This is a genomic window from Kitasatospora sp. Ki12 (assembly GCF_054601375.1).
Genome location: NZ_BAAIHT010000001.1, coordinates 203,055 through 221,972, shown reverse-complemented (window position 1 = coordinate 221,972; position 18,918 = coordinate 203,055). Strand labels below are relative to the sequence as shown.

General features: G+C 73.5%; 16 protein-coding genes. 12 read left to right on the top strand and 4 right to left on the bottom strand.

Going from position 1 to position 18,918, the window contains the following annotated elements; genetic code table 11:
- Positions 1-149: 149 nt before the first annotated feature.
- Positions 150-779 (top strand): hypothetical protein, encoded by a 630-nt coding sequence (locus ACYP53_RS00950; RefSeq protein ID WP_459646377.1) that lies wholly within the window; start codon positions 150-152, stop codon positions 777-779.
- A 133-nt stretch (positions 780-912) separates the two neighbouring features.
- Complete coding sequence (locus ACYP53_RS00945) at positions 913-2,556, top strand: APC family permease (RefSeq protein ID WP_189916343.1); 1,644 nt, start codon at positions 913-915, stop codon at positions 2,554-2,556.
- A gap of 76 nt (positions 2,557-2,632) precedes the next feature.
- On the opposite strand, the gene ACYP53_RS00940 is transcribed toward ACYP53_RS00945, so the two are convergent.
- Positions 2,633-4,714 carry a transglycosylase domain-containing protein gene (locus ACYP53_RS00940; RefSeq protein ID WP_229928611.1) on the bottom strand — a complete coding sequence of 694 codons (2,082 nt, stop codon included), beginning with the start codon at positions 4,712-4,714 and terminating at the stop codon, positions 2,633-2,635.
- A 251-nt stretch (positions 4,715-4,965) separates the two neighbouring features.
- Complete coding sequence (locus ACYP53_RS00935) at positions 4,966-6,051, bottom strand: pyridoxal-phosphate-dependent aminotransferase family protein (protein ID WP_189916341.1); 1,086 nt, start codon at positions 6,049-6,051, stop codon at positions 4,966-4,968.
- 104 nt (positions 6,052-6,155) lie between these two features.
- Between ACYP53_RS00935 and ACYP53_RS00930 the strand changes: the two genes are divergently transcribed.
- From ACYP53_RS00930 to ACYP53_RS00895, 8 genes are all read left to right on the top strand, one after another.
- Positions 6,156-7,247: an amidohydrolase family protein gene (locus tag ACYP53_RS00930; protein ID WP_189916340.1), complete on the top strand. Its 1,092-nt coding sequence runs from the start codon at positions 6,156-6,158 to the stop codon at positions 7,245-7,247.
- Positions 7,248-7,383: 136 nt separating this feature from the next.
- Positions 7,384-8,061 (top strand): uracil-DNA glycosylase, encoded by a 678-nt coding sequence (locus ACYP53_RS00925; RefSeq protein WP_189916339.1) that lies wholly within the window; start codon positions 7,384-7,386, stop codon positions 8,059-8,061.
- Positions 8,062-8,208: 147 nt separating this feature from the next.
- Positions 8,209-9,216 carry an SCO1860 family LAETG-anchored protein gene (locus ACYP53_RS00920; protein WP_459646376.1) on the top strand — a complete coding sequence of 336 codons (1,008 nt, stop codon included), beginning with the start codon at positions 8,209-8,211 and terminating at the stop codon, positions 9,214-9,216.
- A gap of 167 nt (positions 9,217-9,383) precedes the next feature.
- Positions 9,384-10,406, top strand: coding sequence for a glutamine synthetase (glnII, locus tag ACYP53_RS00915; protein WP_189916337.1), 1,023 nt, complete (start codon positions 9,384-9,386; stop codon positions 10,404-10,406).
- A gap of 301 nt (positions 10,407-10,707) precedes the next feature.
- Positions 10,708-11,805: an LLM class flavin-dependent oxidoreductase gene (locus ACYP53_RS00910; protein ID WP_189916336.1), complete on the top strand. Its 1,098-nt coding sequence runs from the start codon at positions 10,708-10,710 to the stop codon at positions 11,803-11,805.
- A 128-nt stretch (positions 11,806-11,933) separates the two neighbouring features.
- Entirely contained in the window at positions 11,934-12,512 is a 579-nt protein-coding gene (locus ACYP53_RS00905; protein WP_459646375.1) for a hypothetical protein, read from the top strand.
- Entirely contained in the window at positions 12,509-13,045 is a 537-nt protein-coding gene (locus ACYP53_RS00900) for a hypothetical protein (RefSeq protein WP_459646374.1), read from the top strand. The genes ACYP53_RS00905 and ACYP53_RS00900 overlap by 4 nt, the downstream gene beginning before the upstream one ends.
- The gene (locus ACYP53_RS00895) at positions 13,042-13,857 is read left to right on the top strand and encodes an MOSC domain-containing protein (RefSeq protein WP_459646373.1); all 816 of its coding nucleotides are present in this window, start codon (positions 13,042-13,044) and stop codon (positions 13,855-13,857) included. The genes ACYP53_RS00900 and ACYP53_RS00895 overlap by 4 nt, the downstream gene beginning before the upstream one ends.
- 26 nt (positions 13,858-13,883) lie before the next feature.
- Here ACYP53_RS00895 and cobC read toward each other — a convergent pair whose 3' ends face one another.
- Both cobC and ACYP53_RS00885 read right to left on the bottom strand, forming a co-directional pair.
- Positions 13,884-14,954 carry an Rv2231c family pyridoxal phosphate-dependent protein CobC gene (gene cobC / locus ACYP53_RS00890; RefSeq protein ID WP_459646372.1) on the bottom strand — a complete coding sequence of 357 codons (1,071 nt, stop codon included), beginning with the start codon at positions 14,952-14,954 and terminating at the stop codon, positions 13,884-13,886.
- Entirely contained in the window at positions 14,951-16,282 is a 1,332-nt protein-coding gene (locus ACYP53_RS00885) for a cobalamin biosynthesis protein (protein ID WP_459646371.1), read from the bottom strand. The genes cobC and ACYP53_RS00885 overlap by 4 nt, the downstream gene beginning before the upstream one ends.
- Before the next feature lie 342 nt (positions 16,283-16,624).
- Here ACYP53_RS00885 and ACYP53_RS00880 point away from each other — a divergent pair, with 342 nt between their 5' ends.
- Together ACYP53_RS00880 and ACYP53_RS00875 are read left to right on the top strand one after the other, a co-directional pair.
- The gene (locus tag ACYP53_RS00880; RefSeq protein WP_459646370.1) at positions 16,625-17,593 is read left to right on the top strand and encodes an alkaline phosphatase family protein; all 969 of its coding nucleotides are present in this window, start codon (positions 16,625-16,627) and stop codon (positions 17,591-17,593) included.
- Between the two features lie 5 nt (positions 17,594-17,598).
- Positions 17,599-18,906, top strand: a complete 1,308-nt coding sequence (locus tag ACYP53_RS00875; RefSeq protein WP_459646369.1) for an MFS transporter — start codon at positions 17,599-17,601, stop codon at positions 18,904-18,906.
- Positions 18,907-18,918: the final 12 nt, after the last annotated feature.

Genomic DNA, 18,918 nt, shown 5'->3' with positions numbered 1-18,918 from the left:
AAAGTTGTATAGCCAACTTGCCCTCTCGTTGGAGCCTTCCTGCCCCCGGTGAGTTCCACGTGCCCGTCGGATGAACGCCCGGGGAACTATCCGTCGAGACCGTCGCCAAATCTCTTGCGCCCGCGGCCCTGACCTGCTCGGATATGCGGATGCCCGATCAAGATCAACCCCAGACCGGCGACGTCCTGGTGGACATGACCCCCGTCGTCCCGACCCCGCCCCCACCGCCGGGCTCGCGCCGTCGGCTCTGGCTCACCCTGACCGTGTCCGCGGTCGCCGCCGTCACGGCCCTCGCGACAGCCCTCGCCCACGACACGACCGACGTCGGCGCGTACCGCTACAGCCCGCCGGAGGACTTCCTCGGGCTGCCGAGCGTTCCGGCGGAGCGGATCCCCAGGGCACCGACGCTCCCCAGCGATGTGAAAGTCAGCGGTTACCAGACCTCGGACAAGTCGCGCACCGTCTCCGTCGCAGTCCGCGAGCTGCCCATCGTCTCGCCCTCGGCCGTGTTCGACCGTGTGGTCACCGAGGCGACCTCCGGCGCGCACGTCACGGGACTGAGCACCGCCGACCCGGGCGAACGCGGTGGCGTCATGAAGTGCGGCCACATGACGGCCACGAGGGCGACGGGGAAGACCCAGGACCTCGCTTTCTGTGTCTGGGTCGACGGCAGCATGTGGGGCCTCTATTTCGAACACAAGGAAGACGTCACGCTCGACGCGGACACCCCGGCCGACGACGCTCGCACGTTCCGGCACCTCGCCGAGGTGCGGTACTGAGCGCGTGGCCGGTAGGGGCGCTTCGCCCGTCTGGCTGACGGGGGCGGGGTGCCGGGTGTTTCGGGGTGGGGGAGGGGGCGGGGCTGCGGCACTGTCGGGGTGGATTTTCCCCTGATGTGAGAGGCGGCCGCGCATGGCTCATTCCGATACGAACACGGGTCCGGCGGCCTCGGGGCACACCGAGCTCAAGCGCGAGGTCGGTGTCATCGGGCTGTTGTGGGCCTCGGTCGGGGCGATCATCGGGTCCGGCTGGCTGTTCGGGGCGCAGAAGGCGGCGGTGGCGGCGGGGCCCGCCGCGCTGTTGTCGTGGGGGATCGGCGCGGTGGCGATCATCCTGCTGGCGCTGATCCACGCCGAGCTGGGCGGGCTGTTCCCGGTGGCGGGCGGGACGGCGCGGTACCCGCACTACGCGTTCGGCGGGTTCGCGGGGATGTCGTTCGGGTGGTTCACCTGGCTGCAGGCGGCGACCATCGCGCCGATCGAGGTGCAGGCGATGATCAACTACGCCCAGCACTGGTCCTGGGCGGACGGCCTGCTGAACAAGAACCTGACGCTCACCGGCGCCGGGTTCGTGGTCGCGGCCGTCCTGCTCGGGGTGTTCGTCGCGATCAACTTCCTCGGCGTCCGGCTGCTCGCGCACACCAACAGCGCGGCCACCGTGTGGAAGGTCGCCGTCCCGGTCCTGGCCATCTTCGCCCTCGGGATCACGGAGTTCCACGGCTCCAACTTCAGCGTGCACGGCTTCGCGCCGGACGGCGCCAAGGGCGTGCTCGCCGCGATCAGCACCAGCGGCGTGATCTTCGCCCTGCTCGGCTTCGAACAGGCCATCCAGTGGGCGGGCGAGAGCCGCAACCCGCGCCGGGACATCCCCCGGGCCGTCCTCGGCTCGGTCGTGATCGGCACGGTCGTCTACGTGATGCTCCAGGTGGTGTTCATCGGCGCCCTGCCGCCGGAGACCTTCGCCGACGGCTGGGGCTCGCTGACCTACCCCGGCATCAGCGGGCCGTTCGCGGGCCTCGCCACGCTGATCGGGCTCGGCTGGCTGGCCACCGTCCTGTTCATCGACGCGATCATCTCGCCCGCCGGCACCGGGCTGGTCTACATCACCTCCAGCTCGCGGGTCACCTACGGCCTGAGCCGCAACGGCTACGCCCCGCAGGCCCTGCAGTACACCGACCGCAACTCGGTGCCCTGGCTGGGCCTGGTCATCGCCTGGGTCGCCGGGGTGCTCTGCTTCCTGCCCTTCCCCAGCTGGCAGCGGCTGGTCGGCTTCATCACCTCGGCCGTGGTGCTGATGTACGCGGGCGCGCCGCTGGCCTTCGGCGTGCTGCGCAAGCGGCTGCCCGCGCTGGAGCGGTCGTACCACCTGACCGGCGGCACGATCATCTCGCCGCTGGCCTTCGCGGTGGCGAGCCTGATCATCTACTGGTCCGGCTGGGACACCCTGTGGCGCCTGGGCCTGGCGATCGTGATCGGGTACGTGCTGCTCGGCGGTTACTCCGCGTACGCCGCCTCGAAGGGGGTGCCGAACGCGCCGCGGATGGACTTCAAGGCCGGGCAGTGGCTGCCGGTCTACCTGGTCGGGATGGGGATCATCTCCTGGCAGGGCACCTTCGGCGAGGGCTCGCAGGGGAACCTGCCGCTGTGGTGGGACATCGGTGTGGTGGTGGTGTTCGCGCTGGTCGTCTACTACTGGGCGCTGGCGGTCGCGCTGCCGGCCGAGGAGATCGAGCGGAACATCCGGGGCGTCGAGGTGGTGGAGGCCGGCGGCCACTGAGGCTCGTGTACGCGCGCGAACGGCCCCGGTCGGTCGACCGGGGCCGTTCGATGTTCCGACCGGATCGGCGAAGCGGTCAGCGCTGGCGGCCGGCCGGAGTGGTGGGCGGCGCGCCCGTGCCGGAGCCGGTTCCGGTGGCGTTCTGGTCGGGCCTGGGGGCCGGGTCGGGGATGTCGGCCATCGGCAGGTTCTGCTTGGGCGCACCTCGCAGGGCCTGGTTCATGGCGTCGCGCCAGATCGGCCCGGGGCCGGTGGCGCCGAACACCTCGTCGTAGTGCTCCCCGTTGATGGTGATGTCGCGCATCTCGACCCCGCCGTCGGGCCCCCCGAGCCAGACGGCGGCGGCGAGTTGGGGGGTGTAGCCGCTGAACCAGGCGGCCTTCTTGTGGTCGGAGGTGCCGGTCTTTCCGGCGATCTGCCGGTTGCCGTCCAGCTTGAGCGCGGAGCCGGTGCCGTCCACGGTCACGCCGTTCAGGATGGTGTTGATCGCCTTCGAGGTCTCGTCGGAGATGACCTTCTCGCAGTGGCCGGCCGGGACGGGCACGTTCTTGCCGTCCATCGTGGTGATCCGGTCGATGGCGACGGGGTCGCAGTGGGTGCCCCCGGCGGCGAAGGTCGCGTAGACGTTCGCCATGGTCAGCGGGCTCATCTCCTCGACGCCCAGGGCCATCGCGGGCACCTCCTTGAGGGGCTTGCCGCTGGCCATGGAGGTGATGCCGAACTTGTTGACCATCTGCTTGACCGCGCAGAGGCCGATCTCCTGCTCCATCTGCACGAAGTAGGTGTTGATGGAGCGCGCCATGGCCTCCTTCAGCTGGTACGGGCCCTTCTCGTTCGGGGACTCGTTGGGCACCACCGTCTTGGGCCGGCCGTCGTTGCGCCAGGTGCCCTCGCAGGTCTTCATGGTCGGGTACTCGAGCTTGTTCGGGGACGAGTACTCCTGGGTCGTCGGCAGGCCCGCCTCCAGGGCCGCGGCCGCGACGATCGGCTTGAAGGTGGAGCCGGGCTGGAAGCCGGTGCCGCCGCCCATCGCCAGGTCGACGTTGAGGTTGACGGTGGTCTGGTTCTTCTCCTTCACCAGGCCGTACGGGCGGGTCTGGGCCATGGCGAGGATCTTGCCGGTGCCGGGCTCGATCATGGTGGTGGCGGCGGAGACGCTGTCGGTGACCTTCACGTCGCCGCTCACCGCGCCCTGGGCGGCAGCCTGCTTGTCCGGGTCCAGCGTGGTGTGGATGTTCAGGCCGCCGGTGTTCCAGAGCTTCGTGCGCTCCTCGGCGGTCTTTCCGAAGGCCGGGTCCTGCTTCACCACGTGCTTCACGTAGTCGCAGAAGAAGCCCATGCCGGCCTGGGCGGTGATGCAACCGTTGCGCGGCTCGTGGTAGTCGAGGCCGAGCGGGGAGGCCTTGGCCTCCTGCGCCTGCTCGGCGGTGATGTGCTTGTTCTCCAGCATCTTGTCGATGACGGTGTCCCGGCGCTTCTGCGCGGCCACCGGATGCAGCTTCGGGTCGTACTGGAACGGGTTCTGCACGATCCCGGCGAGGGTGGCGGCCTCGGCGACGGTCAGGTCCTTGTTGCTCTTGCCGAAGTAGCGCTCGGAGGCGGCCTGCACGCCGTAGGCGCCGTTCCCGTAGTAGGTGATGTTGAGGTAGTTGGTGAGGATCTGGTCCTTGGGCAGCTCCTTGTCCAGCTTGATCGCGATCTTGAGTTCCTGGATCTTGCGGCCCAGGGTCTTGCGCTGGGCCTCCAGGACGGCGTCCTTGTCGTCCCCGGCGATCTCGACGTTGACGTTCTTCACGTACTGCTGGGTCAGCGTCGAGGCGCCCTGCGAGGTGGTGCCGCTCTCGGCGTTCTTGCCGATCGCACGCGCGATGCCCTTGAGGTCGACGGCGCCGTGCTCGTAGAAGCGGGCGTCCTCGATGTCGACCTGGGCGTGCCGCATCAGGGGCGACATCTGCTCGGCCGTGAGGATGGTGCGGTCCCGCGCGTAGACCTTCGCGATCTGCCCGCCCTTGGCGTCGAAGATCAGCGTCGCCTGGGTCAGCGGCGGCGTCTTGAAGTCGTCGGGGATGTCGTCGAAGCCCTCGGCCGTGCCCTTGGCGGTCAGCCCCACGCCCCCGACGAGGGGTAGGGAGATGCCCGCCAGCAGTACCCCTGACACGACGCTCGCGCTCAGGAAGGCCATGCCGAAGCGGGCCAGCCGGAGCGGCCCGCTGCGGGACGGGCGGGGGGCGTCGGCAGTGCCGGTGTTCGTTATGGGTGGGTGTTGTGATGCCACATCACTTTGACGCCACGAACGGGAGAAGAGTTGCATGCGGACGGCCCGGCGGGCGGTATCGGGCGGGATGTCCGGTGCGCGGAACGTCGCCCCGGCGAGTGGTGGCTCGCCGGGGCGACGCGGTCGGGACCCGATCAGGCGACGGCGGTGGCGTTCCAGGCGGTGTCGGCGGCGGTGAGGGCGGGCTCGGCGTCGGCGTCCGTCGCCGCGGCGAGGGCGGTGAGGCAGGCGCGGACGGTGGCGAGGGTGGCCGCCGGGCCGTAGTGGTTGACCCGGAGCATCGTGGCGGCCAGCGCGCCGCCGCCCGGCTGGACGGGCAGGGCCGGGTCGAGACGGGCGGCGAGCTCCGCCGCGTTCAGGCCGTCCGGGGTGCGCAGGGTGGTGGCGACCGGCGCCGCGTGGGCGTCCTCGGCGACGAAGGGGGAGAGGGTGCCGAGGGCGCGGACGCCGGCCCGGGTGGCGGCCGCGGCGGCGCGGTGGCGGGCGATGACGGCGGGCAGGCCGTCGGCGGCGATCCGGTCCAGGCAGGCGCCGAGCGCGAGCATCTCCAACTGGGCCGGGGCGTGCGGGAGTACGGTGCGGCCGGCGTCCGTCCAGCGCTCCTTCCAGTCCAGCAGCGACAGGTAGGAGCGGCGCGGCGCGGCCGGGTTGGCGGCGATCCGCTCCCAGGCCCGCTCGGACACCGAGACGGCGGAGACCCCGGCCGGGCCGCCCATCGCCTTCTGCCCGCCGATGACGCACAGGTCGACGCCCCACGCGTCGGTGAGCAGCGGCTCGGCGGCGACGGAGGCGACCGCGTCGAGCATCAGCAGGGCGCCGTGCTCGCGGACCGCGGCGCCGATCCCGGCCACCGGGTTGGTGTTGCCGGTGGCGGCTTCGGCGTGCACGAGGGAGACGAAGTCGATCGTCGGGTCGGCGTCGAGCGCCTCGGCCACCTGGTCGGCGCTCACCGCGGTGTCGAAGGGCACGGCGAGGTCGACGACGGTCGCGCCGCAGGAGCGCAGCCAGTTGCCGAAGGTCTGCCCGTACGGGCCGGTGACGATGTTGAGCGCGGTGGAGCCCGGGTGCGCGGCGCCGCGGATCGCGGCCTCCAGGGGGAGGAGCGCCTCGCCCTGGGTGACGATCACGTCGGCCTCGGTGTGCAGCAGCGCGGCCACCTTGTCCTCGATCGCCGCGAACTCGGCGGCGCTGAGCGGGGGGAGGTCGAGGAAGGGACTCACGGCTGTTGGACCTTTCGCCTGCGGGACCGGGATGGTGGGTGCCGGAACGAGTCTGCCGCATCCGCGCCGCTTCCACGGAACCCGCCCGTCGGTAGAGTGCGGCCATGAGCGATGGCGCGGTGCTGCACGTGCGGGGTCGGGTGCTGGTCGGTCCCGAGGACGTCCGGGACGAACTCTGGGTGGTGGACGGCCGGGTGAGCTTCACCCGCCCGCCGACCGCCGGGGACGTGCGCACGGTGACCGGCTGGGTGCTGCCCGGCCTGGTGGACGCGCACTGCCACGTCGGCCTGGACGCGCACGGCGCGGTGGACGCCGAGACCAGCGAGAAGCAGGCGCTCACCGACCGCGACGCCGGCACCCTGCTGATCCGCGACGCCGGCTCGGCCGCCGACACCCGGTGGATCGACGAGCGCGAGGACCTGCCCCGGATCATCCGGGCCGGCCGGCACATCGCCCGCACCCGCCGCTACATCCGCAACTACGCGCACGAGATCGAGCCCGGCGACCTGGCCGCGTACGTCCGGGCCGAGGCCCGGCGCGGCGACGGCTGGGTGAAACTGGTCGGCGACTGGATCGACCGCGACCGCGGCGACCTCGCGGCCTGCTGGCCCGGCGACGCGCTGGCCGAGGCGATCGCGGCGGCGCACGAGGAGGGCGCGCGGGTCACCGCGCACTGCTTCTCCGCGGAGTCGCTGCCGGACCTGCTGGCGGCCGGCATCGACTGCGTCGAGCACGCCACCGGGCTGACCGAGGAGCTGATCCCGGTCTTCGCCGAGCGCGGGGTGGCGATCGTGCCGACCCTGGTCAACATCGCCACCTTCCCGGACCTCGCGGCCGGCGGCGAGGGCAAGTTCCCGGCCTGGGCGGCGCACATGCGGCGGCTGCACGAGCGCCGGTACGACACCGTGGGCGCGGCCCACGACGCCGGCATCCCGGTGTTCGTCGGCACCGACGCGGGCGGCTCGCTGGCGCACGGGCTGGTCGCGGACGAGGTGGCGGAGCTGGTGAAGGCGGGGCTGAGCCCGGCCGAGGCGCTGTCGGCGGCGAGCTGGGGCGCCCGGGAGTGGCTGGGGCGGCCGGGGCTGGAGGAGGGCGCGCCGGCGGACTTCGTGGTGTACGGGGAGGACCCGCGGGCGGACGTGCGGGTGCTCGCGGACCCGCGTCTGGTGGTGCTGCGGGGGAGGCCGGTCGGCTGACCGGGCTTCCGGTGGCCGGTCGGGCGGGGCTTCGGGTGGGTCGGTCGGGCAGGGCTTCCGGTGGCTGTCGGCCGCCCCTCGGTCACATGATCATCTGTTGAACGCCCTGTCGGCGTAGGCCGATAGGGTGGCGCCCATGGCACCGCGTCCACTGAACGAGATCGTCGAGCCCGGCTGGGCCACCGCCCTGGAACCCGTCGCCGGACGGGTCGCCGCGATGGGCGACTTCCTGCGCGCCGAACTGGCCGCAGGCCGCACCTACCTGCCCTCCGGCCCGAACGTGCTGCGGGCCTTCCAGCAGCCCCTCGCCGACGTGCGGGTGCTGATCGTCGGGCAGGACCCGTACCCGACCCCCGGCCACGCCGTGGGGCTCAGCTTCTCGGTGGGGCCGGAGGTGCGCCCGATCCCGGCGAGCCTGATCAACATCTTCCAGGAGTACGGCACCGACCTCGGCCTGCCGCAGCCGTCCAACGGGGACCTCACCCCGTGGACGCGGCAGGGCGTGCTGCTGCTCAACCGCGCGCTGACCACCGCGCCGCGCAAGCCCGCCGCCCACCGGGGCAAGGGCTGGGAGGAGGTCACCGAGCAGGCGATCCGGGCGCTGGCGGCGCGCGGCGGCCCGCTGGTGGCGATCCTGTGGGGGCGCGACGCCCGTAACCTGCGGCCGTTGCTCGGGGACATCCCGGCGATCGAGTCGGCGCACCCGAGCCCGTACTCGGCGAGCGGGGGCTTCTTCGGCTCGCGGCCGTTCAGCCGGGCGAACGAGCTGCTGGTGCGGCAGGGGGCGCAGCCGGTCGACTGGCGGCTGCCGTAGCCGGGCCTGGGACGCCCTAGCAGAGTCGAGTCAGCTCGGAACGTCAATCTCACTCCAACGGGTGAAATGACGTTCCGTGTTGCTCGTGTGACTGATTGTTCGAGAAGACTGGCGGCTCATCGTTTCATCCTGTGTGGGGGTACCGCCATGTCTTCTCGCCGAATCGTTTCCGCAGCAGCCGTCGTGGTCGTGAGCACGGCGCTCACGGCGCTCGCCGTCGGGCCCGTCCAGGCCGCCCCTTCGGCCGCGCCGGGTGCCGCTTCGGCCGCGCCCGCCCCGGCCGCGGTAGGCAAAGCCCGCGCCGTCACCGCCGAACTCGCGCTGGACGTCAAGCTGTTGAACAACGCGGTGGACGTCCCGGTGAACATCGCGCTGAACAAGGTCGAGTCGCCGGCGCAGCGCGACGGCTCGGTGCTCACCGCGAACGTGGACGGCATCGACCAGCAGGGGCCGGTCACCCTGGTCAAGGCCGACATCGGCAAATCCGTCACCCGCGTCGACGCCAAGGGCGCCACCGCCTCCGTCAAGCTGGTCAACGCCGACGTGCACGCCCCCGGCCTGCCGGCCACCGCGCTGCTCGGCCTGGAGGCGATGAGCGCCGAGGCGACCTGCCCGGTCGACGGGCAGCCGACCGCGGACGTGGTCGCGCCCGCCAAGCTGACCGTGCTCGGCAAGCCCGTCACCGTCGGCCTGTACGGGCCCACCACGGTGGACGTGCCGCTGATCGGCAGCGTCTCGGTCGAGTTCTCCAAGAAGACCACCACCTCGACCACCGCCGCCGCCTCGGCCCTGGAGGTACAGGTGGAGGTGAACCCGCTCAACCTGAACGTCGCCAAGGTCACCGGGAAGGTCACCGTCGCGTCGGTCGGCTGTGAGAAGCCCGCCGCGCCGTCGTCCGGCCCGTCCGCCACCGGCGGCCCGAGCACCCCGCCCCCCGCCCAGCCGGCCGCCGACACCACCACCTCGCGCGCCGCCGTCCCGCCGGCCGGGACGGGGCAGACGGCGCATGCGGAGAAGCAGCCGGAGAAGCTGGCCAGCACCGGCGGCAGCAGTGCCACCGGCCCGCTGGCGGCCGGGGCCGCCGCCCTGGTCGCGGGCGGAGCGGCCGCGCTGTGGGCCACCCGGCGCCGCCGGGCCGCGCACGCCCGTCGGTGACCGCGTCACCCCGCGGGGCGGGAGTGCCACCCCCGGCACTCCCGCATCGTGATCGTGCCAACGCGGACGGTTGGTTCACATGCGCGTTACATGAGAGGAACAACCGGGAAACGGCGACTTGCGACGCTACGCGGGCACCCACCACCCAGCAATGCGAGGGACACGTCGTGGCAATCAAGGCCGAGTACATCTGGATCGACGGCACCAAGCCGACCGCGAAGCTCCGTTCCAAGACTCGCGTCCTGCCGAACGCCGACAAGATCCCCACCTGGGGCTTCGACGGTTCCTCGACCAACCAGGCCGAGGGCCACGCCTCGGACCGCGTGCTGGAGCCGGTGAAGGTCACGCCGGACCCGATCCGCGGCGGCGACAACATCCTCGTCCTCTGCGAGGTCCTGGAGACGGACGGCACCCCGCACGAGTCCAACACCCGCTCCCTGCTGCGTGAGGTCGCCGAGAAGTACGCCTCCCAGGAGTCGATCTTCGGCATCGAGCAGGAGTACACCTTCTTCAAGGGCTCCCGCCCGCTCGGCTTCCCGGAGGGTGGCTTCCCGGCCCCGCAGGGCGGCTACTACTGCGGTGTCGGTGCCGAGGAGGTCTTCGGCCGCGAGATCGTCGAGCTGCACCTCGACCGCTGCCTCGACGCCGGCCTGGCCATCTGCGGCATCAACGCCGAGGTCATGCCCGGCCAGTGGGAGTTCCAGATCGGCCCGGTCGACGCGCTGACCGTCTCGGACGACATGTGGATCGCCCGCTACCTGCTCTACCGCACCGCCGAGGAGTTCGGCATCGACGCCACCCTGGACGCCAAGCCGGCCAGGGGCGACTGGAACGGCGCGGGTGCCCACACCAACTTCTCCACCAAGGCGATGCGCGAGGGCTACGAGGCCATCATCACCGCCTGCGAGTCGCTCGGCGCCTCCCAGGAGAAGGTCCTGGAGCACGTCAGCCAGTACGGTGACGACATCCAGTCCCGCCTCACCGGCAAGCACGAGACCGCCCCGTGGAACGTCTACAGCTACGGCGTCTCCAACCGCGGTGCCTCCGTGCGCATCCCGTGGCAGGTCGAGGTGGAGCAGAAGGGCTACATCGAGGACCGTCGCCCGAACGCCAACGTCGACCCCTACGTCGTCACCCGCCTCCTGATCAACACCTGCTGCGAGGCCCTGGAGAAGGCCGGCCAGGTCTGATCCGACGCCCCTGGTGTGTGCGAAGCCCGCAGGCCCCTCCCCCCGCCGGGGAAGGGGCCTGCGGGCTTTCCCGGCACCGGGCCGGCTGATCGTCCGAGGGGCGGGGGCACCCGTGGGCCGGGCGGGAGGTCTTGATCGCGGTGGAGGAGTCCCGGAGAATCGGTCCATGACCGCTCCGGGCCTCCTCCTCGTGCGTCGACTGCACGTCGACCTGGTGCGGGTGTGCGCGGCCGGGTGTCGCCGTCGGTGGATTCCGTAACACCGACCGCAGGCAGCACCGACCGCAGGAGCGTGTCCGTCCATGGCTCTCACCTTCCACTGGTTCCTCCCCACCAACGGCGACAGCCGGCAGATCGTCGGCGGCGGGCACGGCTCCACGCCCGGCACGGCCGGCACGGACCGGCCGCCGAGCGTCGCGTACCTCGGGCAGATCGCCCGCAGCGCCGAGCAGTTGGGCTTCGAAGGTGTGCTGACGCCGACCGGGGCCTGGTGCGAGGACGCCTGGCTGACCACGGCGATGCTGAGCCAGGTGACCGAGCGGCTGAAGTACCTGGTGGCGTTCCGCCCCGGCCAGATCAGCCCGACGCTGGCGGCCCAGATGGCCGCGACCTACCAACGGCAGTCCGGCGGGCGGCTGTTGCTCAACGTGGTGACCGGCGGGGAGTCCGCCGAACAGCGCGCCTACGGGGACTTCCTGGACAAGGACGCCCGGTACGCGCGGACCGGGGAGTTCCTCGACATCACCCGGCGGCTCTGGGCGGGCGAGACGGTCGACCACCACGGGCCCCATCTGCGGGTCGAGCGGGCGGTGTTGAACCGGCTGCCGGACCCGGTGCCGACGGTGTACTTCGGCGGCTCCTCCCCGGCGGCCGGCGACGTCGCGGCGCGGCACGCGGACGTCTACCTGACCTGGGGCGAACCGCCCGCCCAGGTACGGGAGAAGATCGACTGGATCCGCGGACTCGCGGCCGAGCGGGGCAGGACCGTACGGTTCGGGATCCGGCTGCACGTGATCACCCGGGACACCGCCGCGCAGGCCTGGGCGGAGACCGAGCGGCTGCTCGCCGGGATGGACCCGCGCCGGGTGCGGGAGACCCAACGGGCGCTCGCCGAGAGCGAGTCGGAGGGGCAGCGGCGGATGCTCGCGCTGCACGGCGGCTCGGCGCAGCGGCTGGAGGTGTACCCCGGACTGTGGGCCGGCATCGGCCTGCTGCGCGGCGGCGCCGGGACGGCGCTGGTGGGCAGCCACCGGGAGGTCGCGGACCTGATCTGCGAGTACCACGGGCTGGGCGTCGACGAGTTCGTGCTGAGCGGGATGCCGCACCTGGAGGAGGCGTACTGGTTCGGTGAAGGGGTGCTCCCGCTGCTGGCCGCCCGCAACCTGTGGACGCGGCCGTGAGCGGCGAGGCCGGGTGGGGTCGGGTGGCCGGGCGGGGCCGGGTGGCCGGGCGGGACCGGGCGGCGGACCCCCGATCGTGACCCGCAAATCGCTGGTCAACCTCCCCCGCCGGACCGAGAATTCATGGCATGACCCAGCAGCCCCTGCTCCTCCTCGACGTGGACGGACCACTCAACCCCTTCGCCGCGCCGAAGCGGCGGCCGGACGGCTACACCACCCACCGCCTGCTGCCCACCTGGTGGGTCGCGAAGCAGGAGCGGCAGGCGGCGGCGCAGGCCAGGCTGGCGCCGCGCGCGAAGCACGCGAAGCGCCCGGTCGGCCGGGTGAAGCCGCTGCGGGTGTGGCTGAACCCGGCGCACGGGCCGGAACTGCTGGCGCTGCCGTACGAGTTGGTGTGGGCCACCGGGTGGATGAGCGAGGCGAACACCCACATCGGGCCGAACATCGGCCTGCCCGAACTGCCGTACATCCGCTGGACGGAGATGTTCGCCGAGGACCCGGACGGGCTGCACTGGAAGACCCGCGACGTGGTCGCCTGGGCGGACGGCCGGCCGTTCGTCTGGGTGGACGACGAGCTCGGCCCGCGGGACGCCGAGTGGATCGAGGCGAACCATCCGGGGCCGGCGCTCACCCTGCACGTCAACCCCCGGACAGGCCTGCTGGCCGACGACTTCGCGACCCTGCGGGACTGGGCGGCCGCCGCGTGACCGGGCGGCCGCTGCTCCTGCTGGACGTGGACGGGCCGCTGAACCCCTACGCCGCGTCCGACACCCGCTGCCCCGAGGGCTACCGGACGCACCGGATGCTCCCCGAGTCGTGGGTGGCCCGCCATGCGCCGCGGCCGCGCGAGCAGGTGGAGCCGCTGCGGGTGTGGCTGAACCCGGCACACGGGCCGGAACTGCTGGCGCTGCCGTACGAGTTGGTGTGGGCGACCACCTGGATGGACGAGGCGAATACCTTCATCGCCCCGCCCCTCGGCCTGCCCGAACTCCCGTACATCCGCTGGACGGAGGTCTTCGGCGTGGACCCGGACGGGCTGCACTGGAAGACCCGGGACCTGGTCGCCTGGGCGGACGGCCGGCCGTTCGTCTGGGTGGACGACGAGCTCGGCCCGCAGGACATCGAGTGGATCGAGGCGAACCATCCGGGGCCGGCCGTGGCGCTCTGGGTCGATCCCCGGTTCGGGCTGCGGGAGGTGCACTTCCAGGCCCTGCGGGAGTGGGCGGAGGAGGGGGAGTGAGAGCCGGGGGTGCGGGTACGGGCGTCGGCAGGGTCGAGCGGCTGCGGCGCTACCCGGTGAAGTCCCTGCTGGGGGAGGAGCTGGACGGGGCCGAGGTGACCGGGCGCGGCCTGGCCGGGGACCGGGAGCGGGCGCTGCTCGACCTGGCGACCGGGCGGGTGGCCAGCGCCAAGCACCCCCGGCTCTGGTCCGGCCTGCTGGGGTACACGGCGTCCACCGGGGCGGACGGCGGGGTGGCGATCACCGGCCCGGACGGGCGTGCCGCCGACGAGGCGGAGCTGTCCGAGGCGCTCGGCCGCAAGGTCGCGCTGGTGGCCGAGCGCCCGCCCGGAGCGACGGTCGAGCGGGCCGTGCCGGAGGAGGTGCTGGCACGCGGCATCGCGGCGGAAGTGTCGTTCACGGTCAGTGAGTTGGGCCGCGCGGCGCCCGACGGCGGGTTCTTCGACTTCGCCCCGCTGCACCTGATCACCACGTCCACCCTGGAGGCCACCGGCTCCGCCGCCGAGCGCTACCGGCCGAACCTGGTGATCCGCACCGAGGGCGATGGCTTCGTCGAGAACGCCTGGGTGGGGCGGGAGTTGGCCATCGGGCCGACGCTGCGCCTGCGCGTCCTGGCGCCCACGCCGCGCTGCGCCGTCCCCACCCTGCGGCACGGCCCGCTGCCCCGCCGTACGGAGGCCCTGCGCATCCCGGCCGAGCGGAACCGACTGGTCCCGCTGGACGGCATGCCCGAGCTGCCCTGCGCGGGGGTGTACGCGCGGGTGCTGGCGCCCGGGCCGATCCGGACGGGCGACGGGCTCAGGCTGGACTGAGCGCGCTCCGAAGGGTTGGTACGGCCTCAGGCGCCCGGCGCGGGCTCCGGCGCGTCCGGGCCGAGTACGGCCGCCAGGGCCTTGAGGAAGCGGTCGGTGGTCTCCTCGTCCCGGACGGCGATCCGCAGCCACTCCTCGCCCAGCCCCGGGAAGGTGTCCCCGCGCCGGACGGCGAAGCCGTGCTCGCGCAGCCGGGTCCGGACGGCGGCCGCCTCCGGCAGTCGGATCAGGAGGAAGGAGGCGGCCGGCTCGCCGTACAGCCGGACCGACCGGAAGGCGGCCAGCCCCTGCACCAAGTACCGTCGCCAACGGGTGAGTTCGGCGGCGGCCTGCTCCGCCTCGGCGAGGGCCGCCGGGGTGCTGCAGGCCTCGGCGGCGGCCAGCGCCGGGGTGGAGACCGGCCAGAGCGGCTGGGCGGCGGCGAGTTCGGCGATCAGCGGCGCGGGCCCGAGCACGTAGCCGATGCGCAGCCCGGCCAGCCCCCAGGTCTTGGTGAGGCTGCGCAGGACGACGACCCGGCCGGGCAGGTCCCGTACCGAGGCGAGGGACTCCCGCTCGCCCGGCACGGTGTCCATGAACGCCTCGTCCACCACCAGGGTCCGGCCCGGCCGGGCGAGCGCGGAGACGGCCGCGGCGGGGTGCAGGACGGAGGTCGGGTTGGTCGGGTTGCCGAGGACGACCAGGTCCGCCTCCTCGGGGACGGCGCCGAGCCGGAACCCGTCCTCGGGGGAGAGCAGCACCCGGTGCACCCGGTGCCCGGCGTCCCGGAGCGCCGCCTCCGGTTCGGTGAACTGCGGGTGGACCACGGCGATGTGACGGGCCGTCGCCACGCGGGCCAGCAGGACGAAGGCCTCCGCCGCGCCCGAGGTGAGCAGCACCTCGTCGACCGGGCGGGCGTGCCGGGCGGCCACGGCGGCGCGGGCGGTGGTCTGGTCGGGGTAGGCGGCCAGGTCGGCGAGGGTGGCCGCGAGGCGCTCGCGCAGCCAGGCCGGGGGCGTGCCGGTGCGGACGTTGACGGCGAGGTCGACCAGGCCGAGCCCGTCGGCGCGGACCTCGGCGTCGCCGTGGTGGCGCAGGTCGGGTTCGGGGGCGGTCACGCGGGGTCTCCTGGGTGGTGCGCGGGGGCGGGTGCGGCGGGCTGTCCGGGTGGGGTGCGCGGTCCGGGCGGTCCGAGTGGTCCGGCCGGGGCTGGCACGCGGTGGACCTCGTACGGGCCGGGCGGCACGGCGAGTCCGGCGCCGTCGTCGCCGAGGGTGACCAGCGCGACGCCGTGCCCGTGGGTGGCCAGCCGTACGGCGGCGCCGACCGGGTCGACCGGTGTCCCGGAGCCGTCCGTCGCCGTTGCGGCGGCCGCGTCCACGGCGATCCGCCTGGTGGCCGGCCGGAGCGCTCCGGTCGCCGCCTCGACGGCTTCGACCGCCGCCAGCGCCTCGGGCGTCCCCACCACGGCCGAGGCGCGCCGCAGCTCGGCCAGCGCGCCCTTGGGCAGCCGGTCGGGCCCGTGGATCCCGTTGGGCCCGCCGGTCCGGTCGGTCCCGTCGTCCCCGAGGTCGACCAGCGCGAGCCGCCCGGGGACGGCGGCCCGGGCGACCGCCACCGTCACCGTCGCGGACTTCCGCTTGGCGACCACGAGCCGCCCGCCCGGCGCACTCGCCAGCGCGGCCGCCTCGGCGACGCTCGCGGTGCCGACGGCCGCCCCGACCCGGGCGGACGGGTTCGGCACCGGCAGGTCCGCCAGGTCCTGCGCCGGGTGCTCGTCCACCGGCACCCCGCCGAGGCAGTACGCGGCCCAGCGCACCGCCGGGTGGTCCGCCTTGCCCGCCACCGTGGCCAGCCGGGCCACCGCGTCGAGGGCCAGTCCGGTCTCCGCGAGGGTGGCGGTCAGCAGCCGCATCGCCTCGGTCCGGTCGGCACCGGCGGTGGCGCCGATCCCGACGACGAGGGTGCGGGGGAGCACCAGCAGGTCTCCGTCGCCCGGGTCGTCCTGGTCGGTGATCCGCAGGACCGGGGCGTCCGCGGGCGGCACGGACGGCACCGGCGGCACCGGCGGCACGTTCGACGAGTGCGGCCCGGCCCCGGTGGGCACCGGGGTGACGCCGAGGGCGGCCGCCACCTCCAGGGACAGTTCCTCGGCGGCCTCCCCGCCGGCCACCGGGATCACCCAGCGCCGCCGCGGGTCCACGCAGAGCAGGGCCGTGCCGCGCGGGAGGTCGACCAGGCCGCCGGTCAGCAGGGAGACGAGGTCCGGGAGGGAGGCGAAGGCGACCACGGCCGGGTAGCGGTGGAGCGCGAAGTGCAGGACGTCGGGCGGCTGGGAGCAGTTGCCGCGGGAGGCCCAGTGGACATGGCTGCTCTCCGGCCAGCGGGCGTGCAGGTCGTCGGCGAGCGGACGGCCCGGCCCGTCGATGGCGACCAGTCCGATCACGTACCGCACTCCTTGCCGTTCCCGGCCCCCGGCAGCGGGCCTCCGCGATCCCACCACGGGCGGCCGGAGGGGGTCAATCGCGGTCTCTATGACGTCCGCCGCCGGGACGCCGCCGGGACGCCGCCGGGACGCCGCCGGGACGCCGCCGGGTCGCCGCCGGGGCCGGCCCGGCCGGAACGCCGCATGTCCACGATCCGGAACGGCGCTCGTCCACGAACCGGATGGTCCGCGCGCGGCAGCTGTTCGCCTGTTCTTCACTTGCCTTGTGCGGTACACGACACCGCTCCGCTCCTACTGTTTGCGGCGCTCCTGCCCCGGCAGCCCCGACACCCGGAGGACCCCATGGCCATCACGCGACCGCGTACCCCCGGCGCCCCCGCATCCTCGTCCGTCCCGACCGGCACCGCGGGCCCCGGGCACCGCCCCGCCCGCCGTCGCGTCCGGCGCCCGCTGACCGCCCTCGCCGCCGGCCTCGGCCTGGTCGCCGGCTCGCTCGGCCTGTGGGCCGCGGGCGGCAGCGCCGCCGCCGCCGGCACGGCCGCCGGTCTGCCCTCGCCGGACCATGTGGTGGTCGTCGTGCTGGAGAACCACGCCTACAAGCAGATCATCGGCAGCGGCAGTGCCCCGTACATCAACGGCACCCTGGCGGCCGGCGGCGCGCGGCTGACCCAGTCCTACGGGCTGACCCATCCCAGCCAGCCCAACTACTACATGCTGTTCTCCGGCAGCGCGCAGGGCATCGTCGACGACGGCTGCGTGGACGTCGGCGCCCTCCAGGAGCCCAACCTGGCCTCCGAACTGCTCGCCTCCGGCCAGACCTGGGCCAGCTACAACGAGGGCCTGCCCGCCCAGGGCGCCACCGACTGCCGCGTCGACTCCTACGCGCAGAAGCACAACCCGTGGTTCGGCTTCGGAAACGTGCCCACCGACAGCGCCTTCGGCATGGACGCCTTCCCGGCCGACTTCAGCACCCTGCCCAAGGTCTCCTTCGTCATCCCGGACCTCTGCGACGACATGCACGACTGCTCCGTCGGCACCGGGGACTCCTGGCTGCGGAACAACCTGGACGCGTACGCGCAGTGGGCCAAGAGCAACAACAGCCTGCTCGTCGTCACCTTCGACGAGGACAACCGGCTGGCCGGCAACCGCATCCCGACCCTGGTCTACGGCGCCCACGTCGCCCCGGGCAGCTCCACCGCCACCACCTACAACCACTACGACGTGCTGCACACCCTGGAGGACCTGGCCGGGGTCAACGCCCACGCGGGCAACTCGGCCGGCGCCACCGACATCACCGGCATCTGGAACTGACGCCCGTGTACGTCGCGGACTCCCGGGGCTCGAAGGCGCCCGTCGCATCCTCGGCCGGCCCGCTCCGGCGGGGCGCCGTCCCCGGGACGGTGCTCGCCCTCGGCACCGTCAGCATGGTCACCGACATCTCCTCCGAGATGGTCACCGCCGTCCTCCCCCTCTACCTGCTCACCGGGCTCGGCCTCTCCCCGCTCGGCTTCGGCCTGCTCGACGGCATCCAGAACGGCTTCAGCGCCCTCGTCCGCCTGGCCGGCGGCCACCTCGCCGACCGGCGCGGCCGCGACGGCGCCGCCCGCCACAAGGCCGTCGCGGCCCTCGGGTACGGGCTCTCCGCGCTCTGCCGGCCGCTGCTGCTGCTCGTCCACACCGTGCCGCTGATCGGCGCGGTGATCGCCGTCGACCGCACCGGCAAGGGCCTGCGCACCGCGCCCCGGGACGCGATGATCTCGCTCGCCACCGAACCCGCCAACCGGGGAAGGGCGTTCGGCGTCCACCGGGCGATGGACACGGCCGGCGCCCTGATCGGCCCGCTCACCGCCTTCCTGGTGCTGCGGCTGGCCGGCGGCCCGATGCTCGCCGACGGCGGCGAACGGCACGGCTACGACGCGGTGTTCACGGTCAGCTCGTGCGTCGCCGTGCTGGGCGTGCTGATCCTGCTGCTCTTCGTGCCGAACCGGCAGCAGGCTGACGATCCGTCAACTCCAGCCCCATCGCTGCGTGACAGCCTCACCCTGCTGCGCCTGCCCGGACTGCGCCGGCTGACGTCGTGCGCCGTACTGCTCGGACTCACCACCGTCAGCGACTCCTTCCTCTACCTGCTCGTCCAGCGCCGGCTGGGCCTGTCCGTCAGCCTCTTCCCGCTGCTGCCGCTGGGCACCGCGGCCGCCTTCCTGCTGCTCGCCGTCCCGCTCGGCGCGCTCGCCGACCGGATCGGCCGCCACCGGCTCTTCCTGGCCGGCCACGGGGTGCTGCTGCTCGCCTACGGGGTGCTGCTCTCGCCGCTGCGCGGGGTGCCGGCGGCGGTCTGCGTCCTGGTGCTGCACGGCGCGTTCTACGCGGCCACCGACGGCGTGCTCGCGGCCGCGACCGCCGACGCCGTACCGGCCGAGCAGCGCGGCGCCGGCCTCGCCCTGGTCGGCACCGGGCAGGCGCTGGCCCGGTTCGCCTGCTCGCTGGCGTTCGGGGCGCTGTGGGGCGCGGTCGGCGGCCCGTCGGCGCTCGGCTGGTCGGCGGGGGCGCTGGCGCTGTGCGTGGCCGGGGCGGCGGCGGTGCTGCGCCCGTCCGAACCCGTCGTCGTCGAGGAGAACCCGTGAACCTGCCGAACC

Bases quoted from the DNA above. Each gene is read 5' to 3' on its own strand.
- ACYP53_RS00920 (WP_459646376.1), top strand. From the start codon at position 8,209: ATGTCTTCTCGCCGAATCGTTTCCGCAGCAGCCGTCGTGGTCGTGAGC.
- ACYP53_RS00880 (WP_459646370.1), top strand. From the start codon at position 16,625: ATGGCCATCACGCGACCGCGTACCCCCGGCGCCCCCGCATCCTCGTCC.
- ACYP53_RS00925 (WP_189916339.1), top strand. From the start codon at position 7,384: ATGGCACCGCGTCCACTGAACGAGATCGTCGAGCCCGGCTGGGCCACC.
- ACYP53_RS00945 (WP_189916343.1), top strand. From the start codon at position 913: ATGGCTCATTCCGATACGAACACGGGTCCGGCGGCCTCGGGGCACACC.
- ACYP53_RS00905 (WP_459646375.1), top strand. From the start codon at position 11,934: ATGACCCAGCAGCCCCTGCTCCTCCTCGACGTGGACGGACCACTCAAC.
- ACYP53_RS00930 (WP_189916340.1), top strand. From the start codon at position 6,156: ATGAGCGATGGCGCGGTGCTGCACGTGCGGGGTCGGGTGCTGGTCGGT.
- ACYP53_RS00910 (WP_189916336.1), top strand. From the start codon at position 10,708: ATGGCTCTCACCTTCCACTGGTTCCTCCCCACCAACGGCGACAGCCGG.
- ACYP53_RS00950 (WP_459646377.1), top strand. From the start codon at position 150: ATGCCCGATCAAGATCAACCCCAGACCGGCGACGTCCTGGTGGACATG.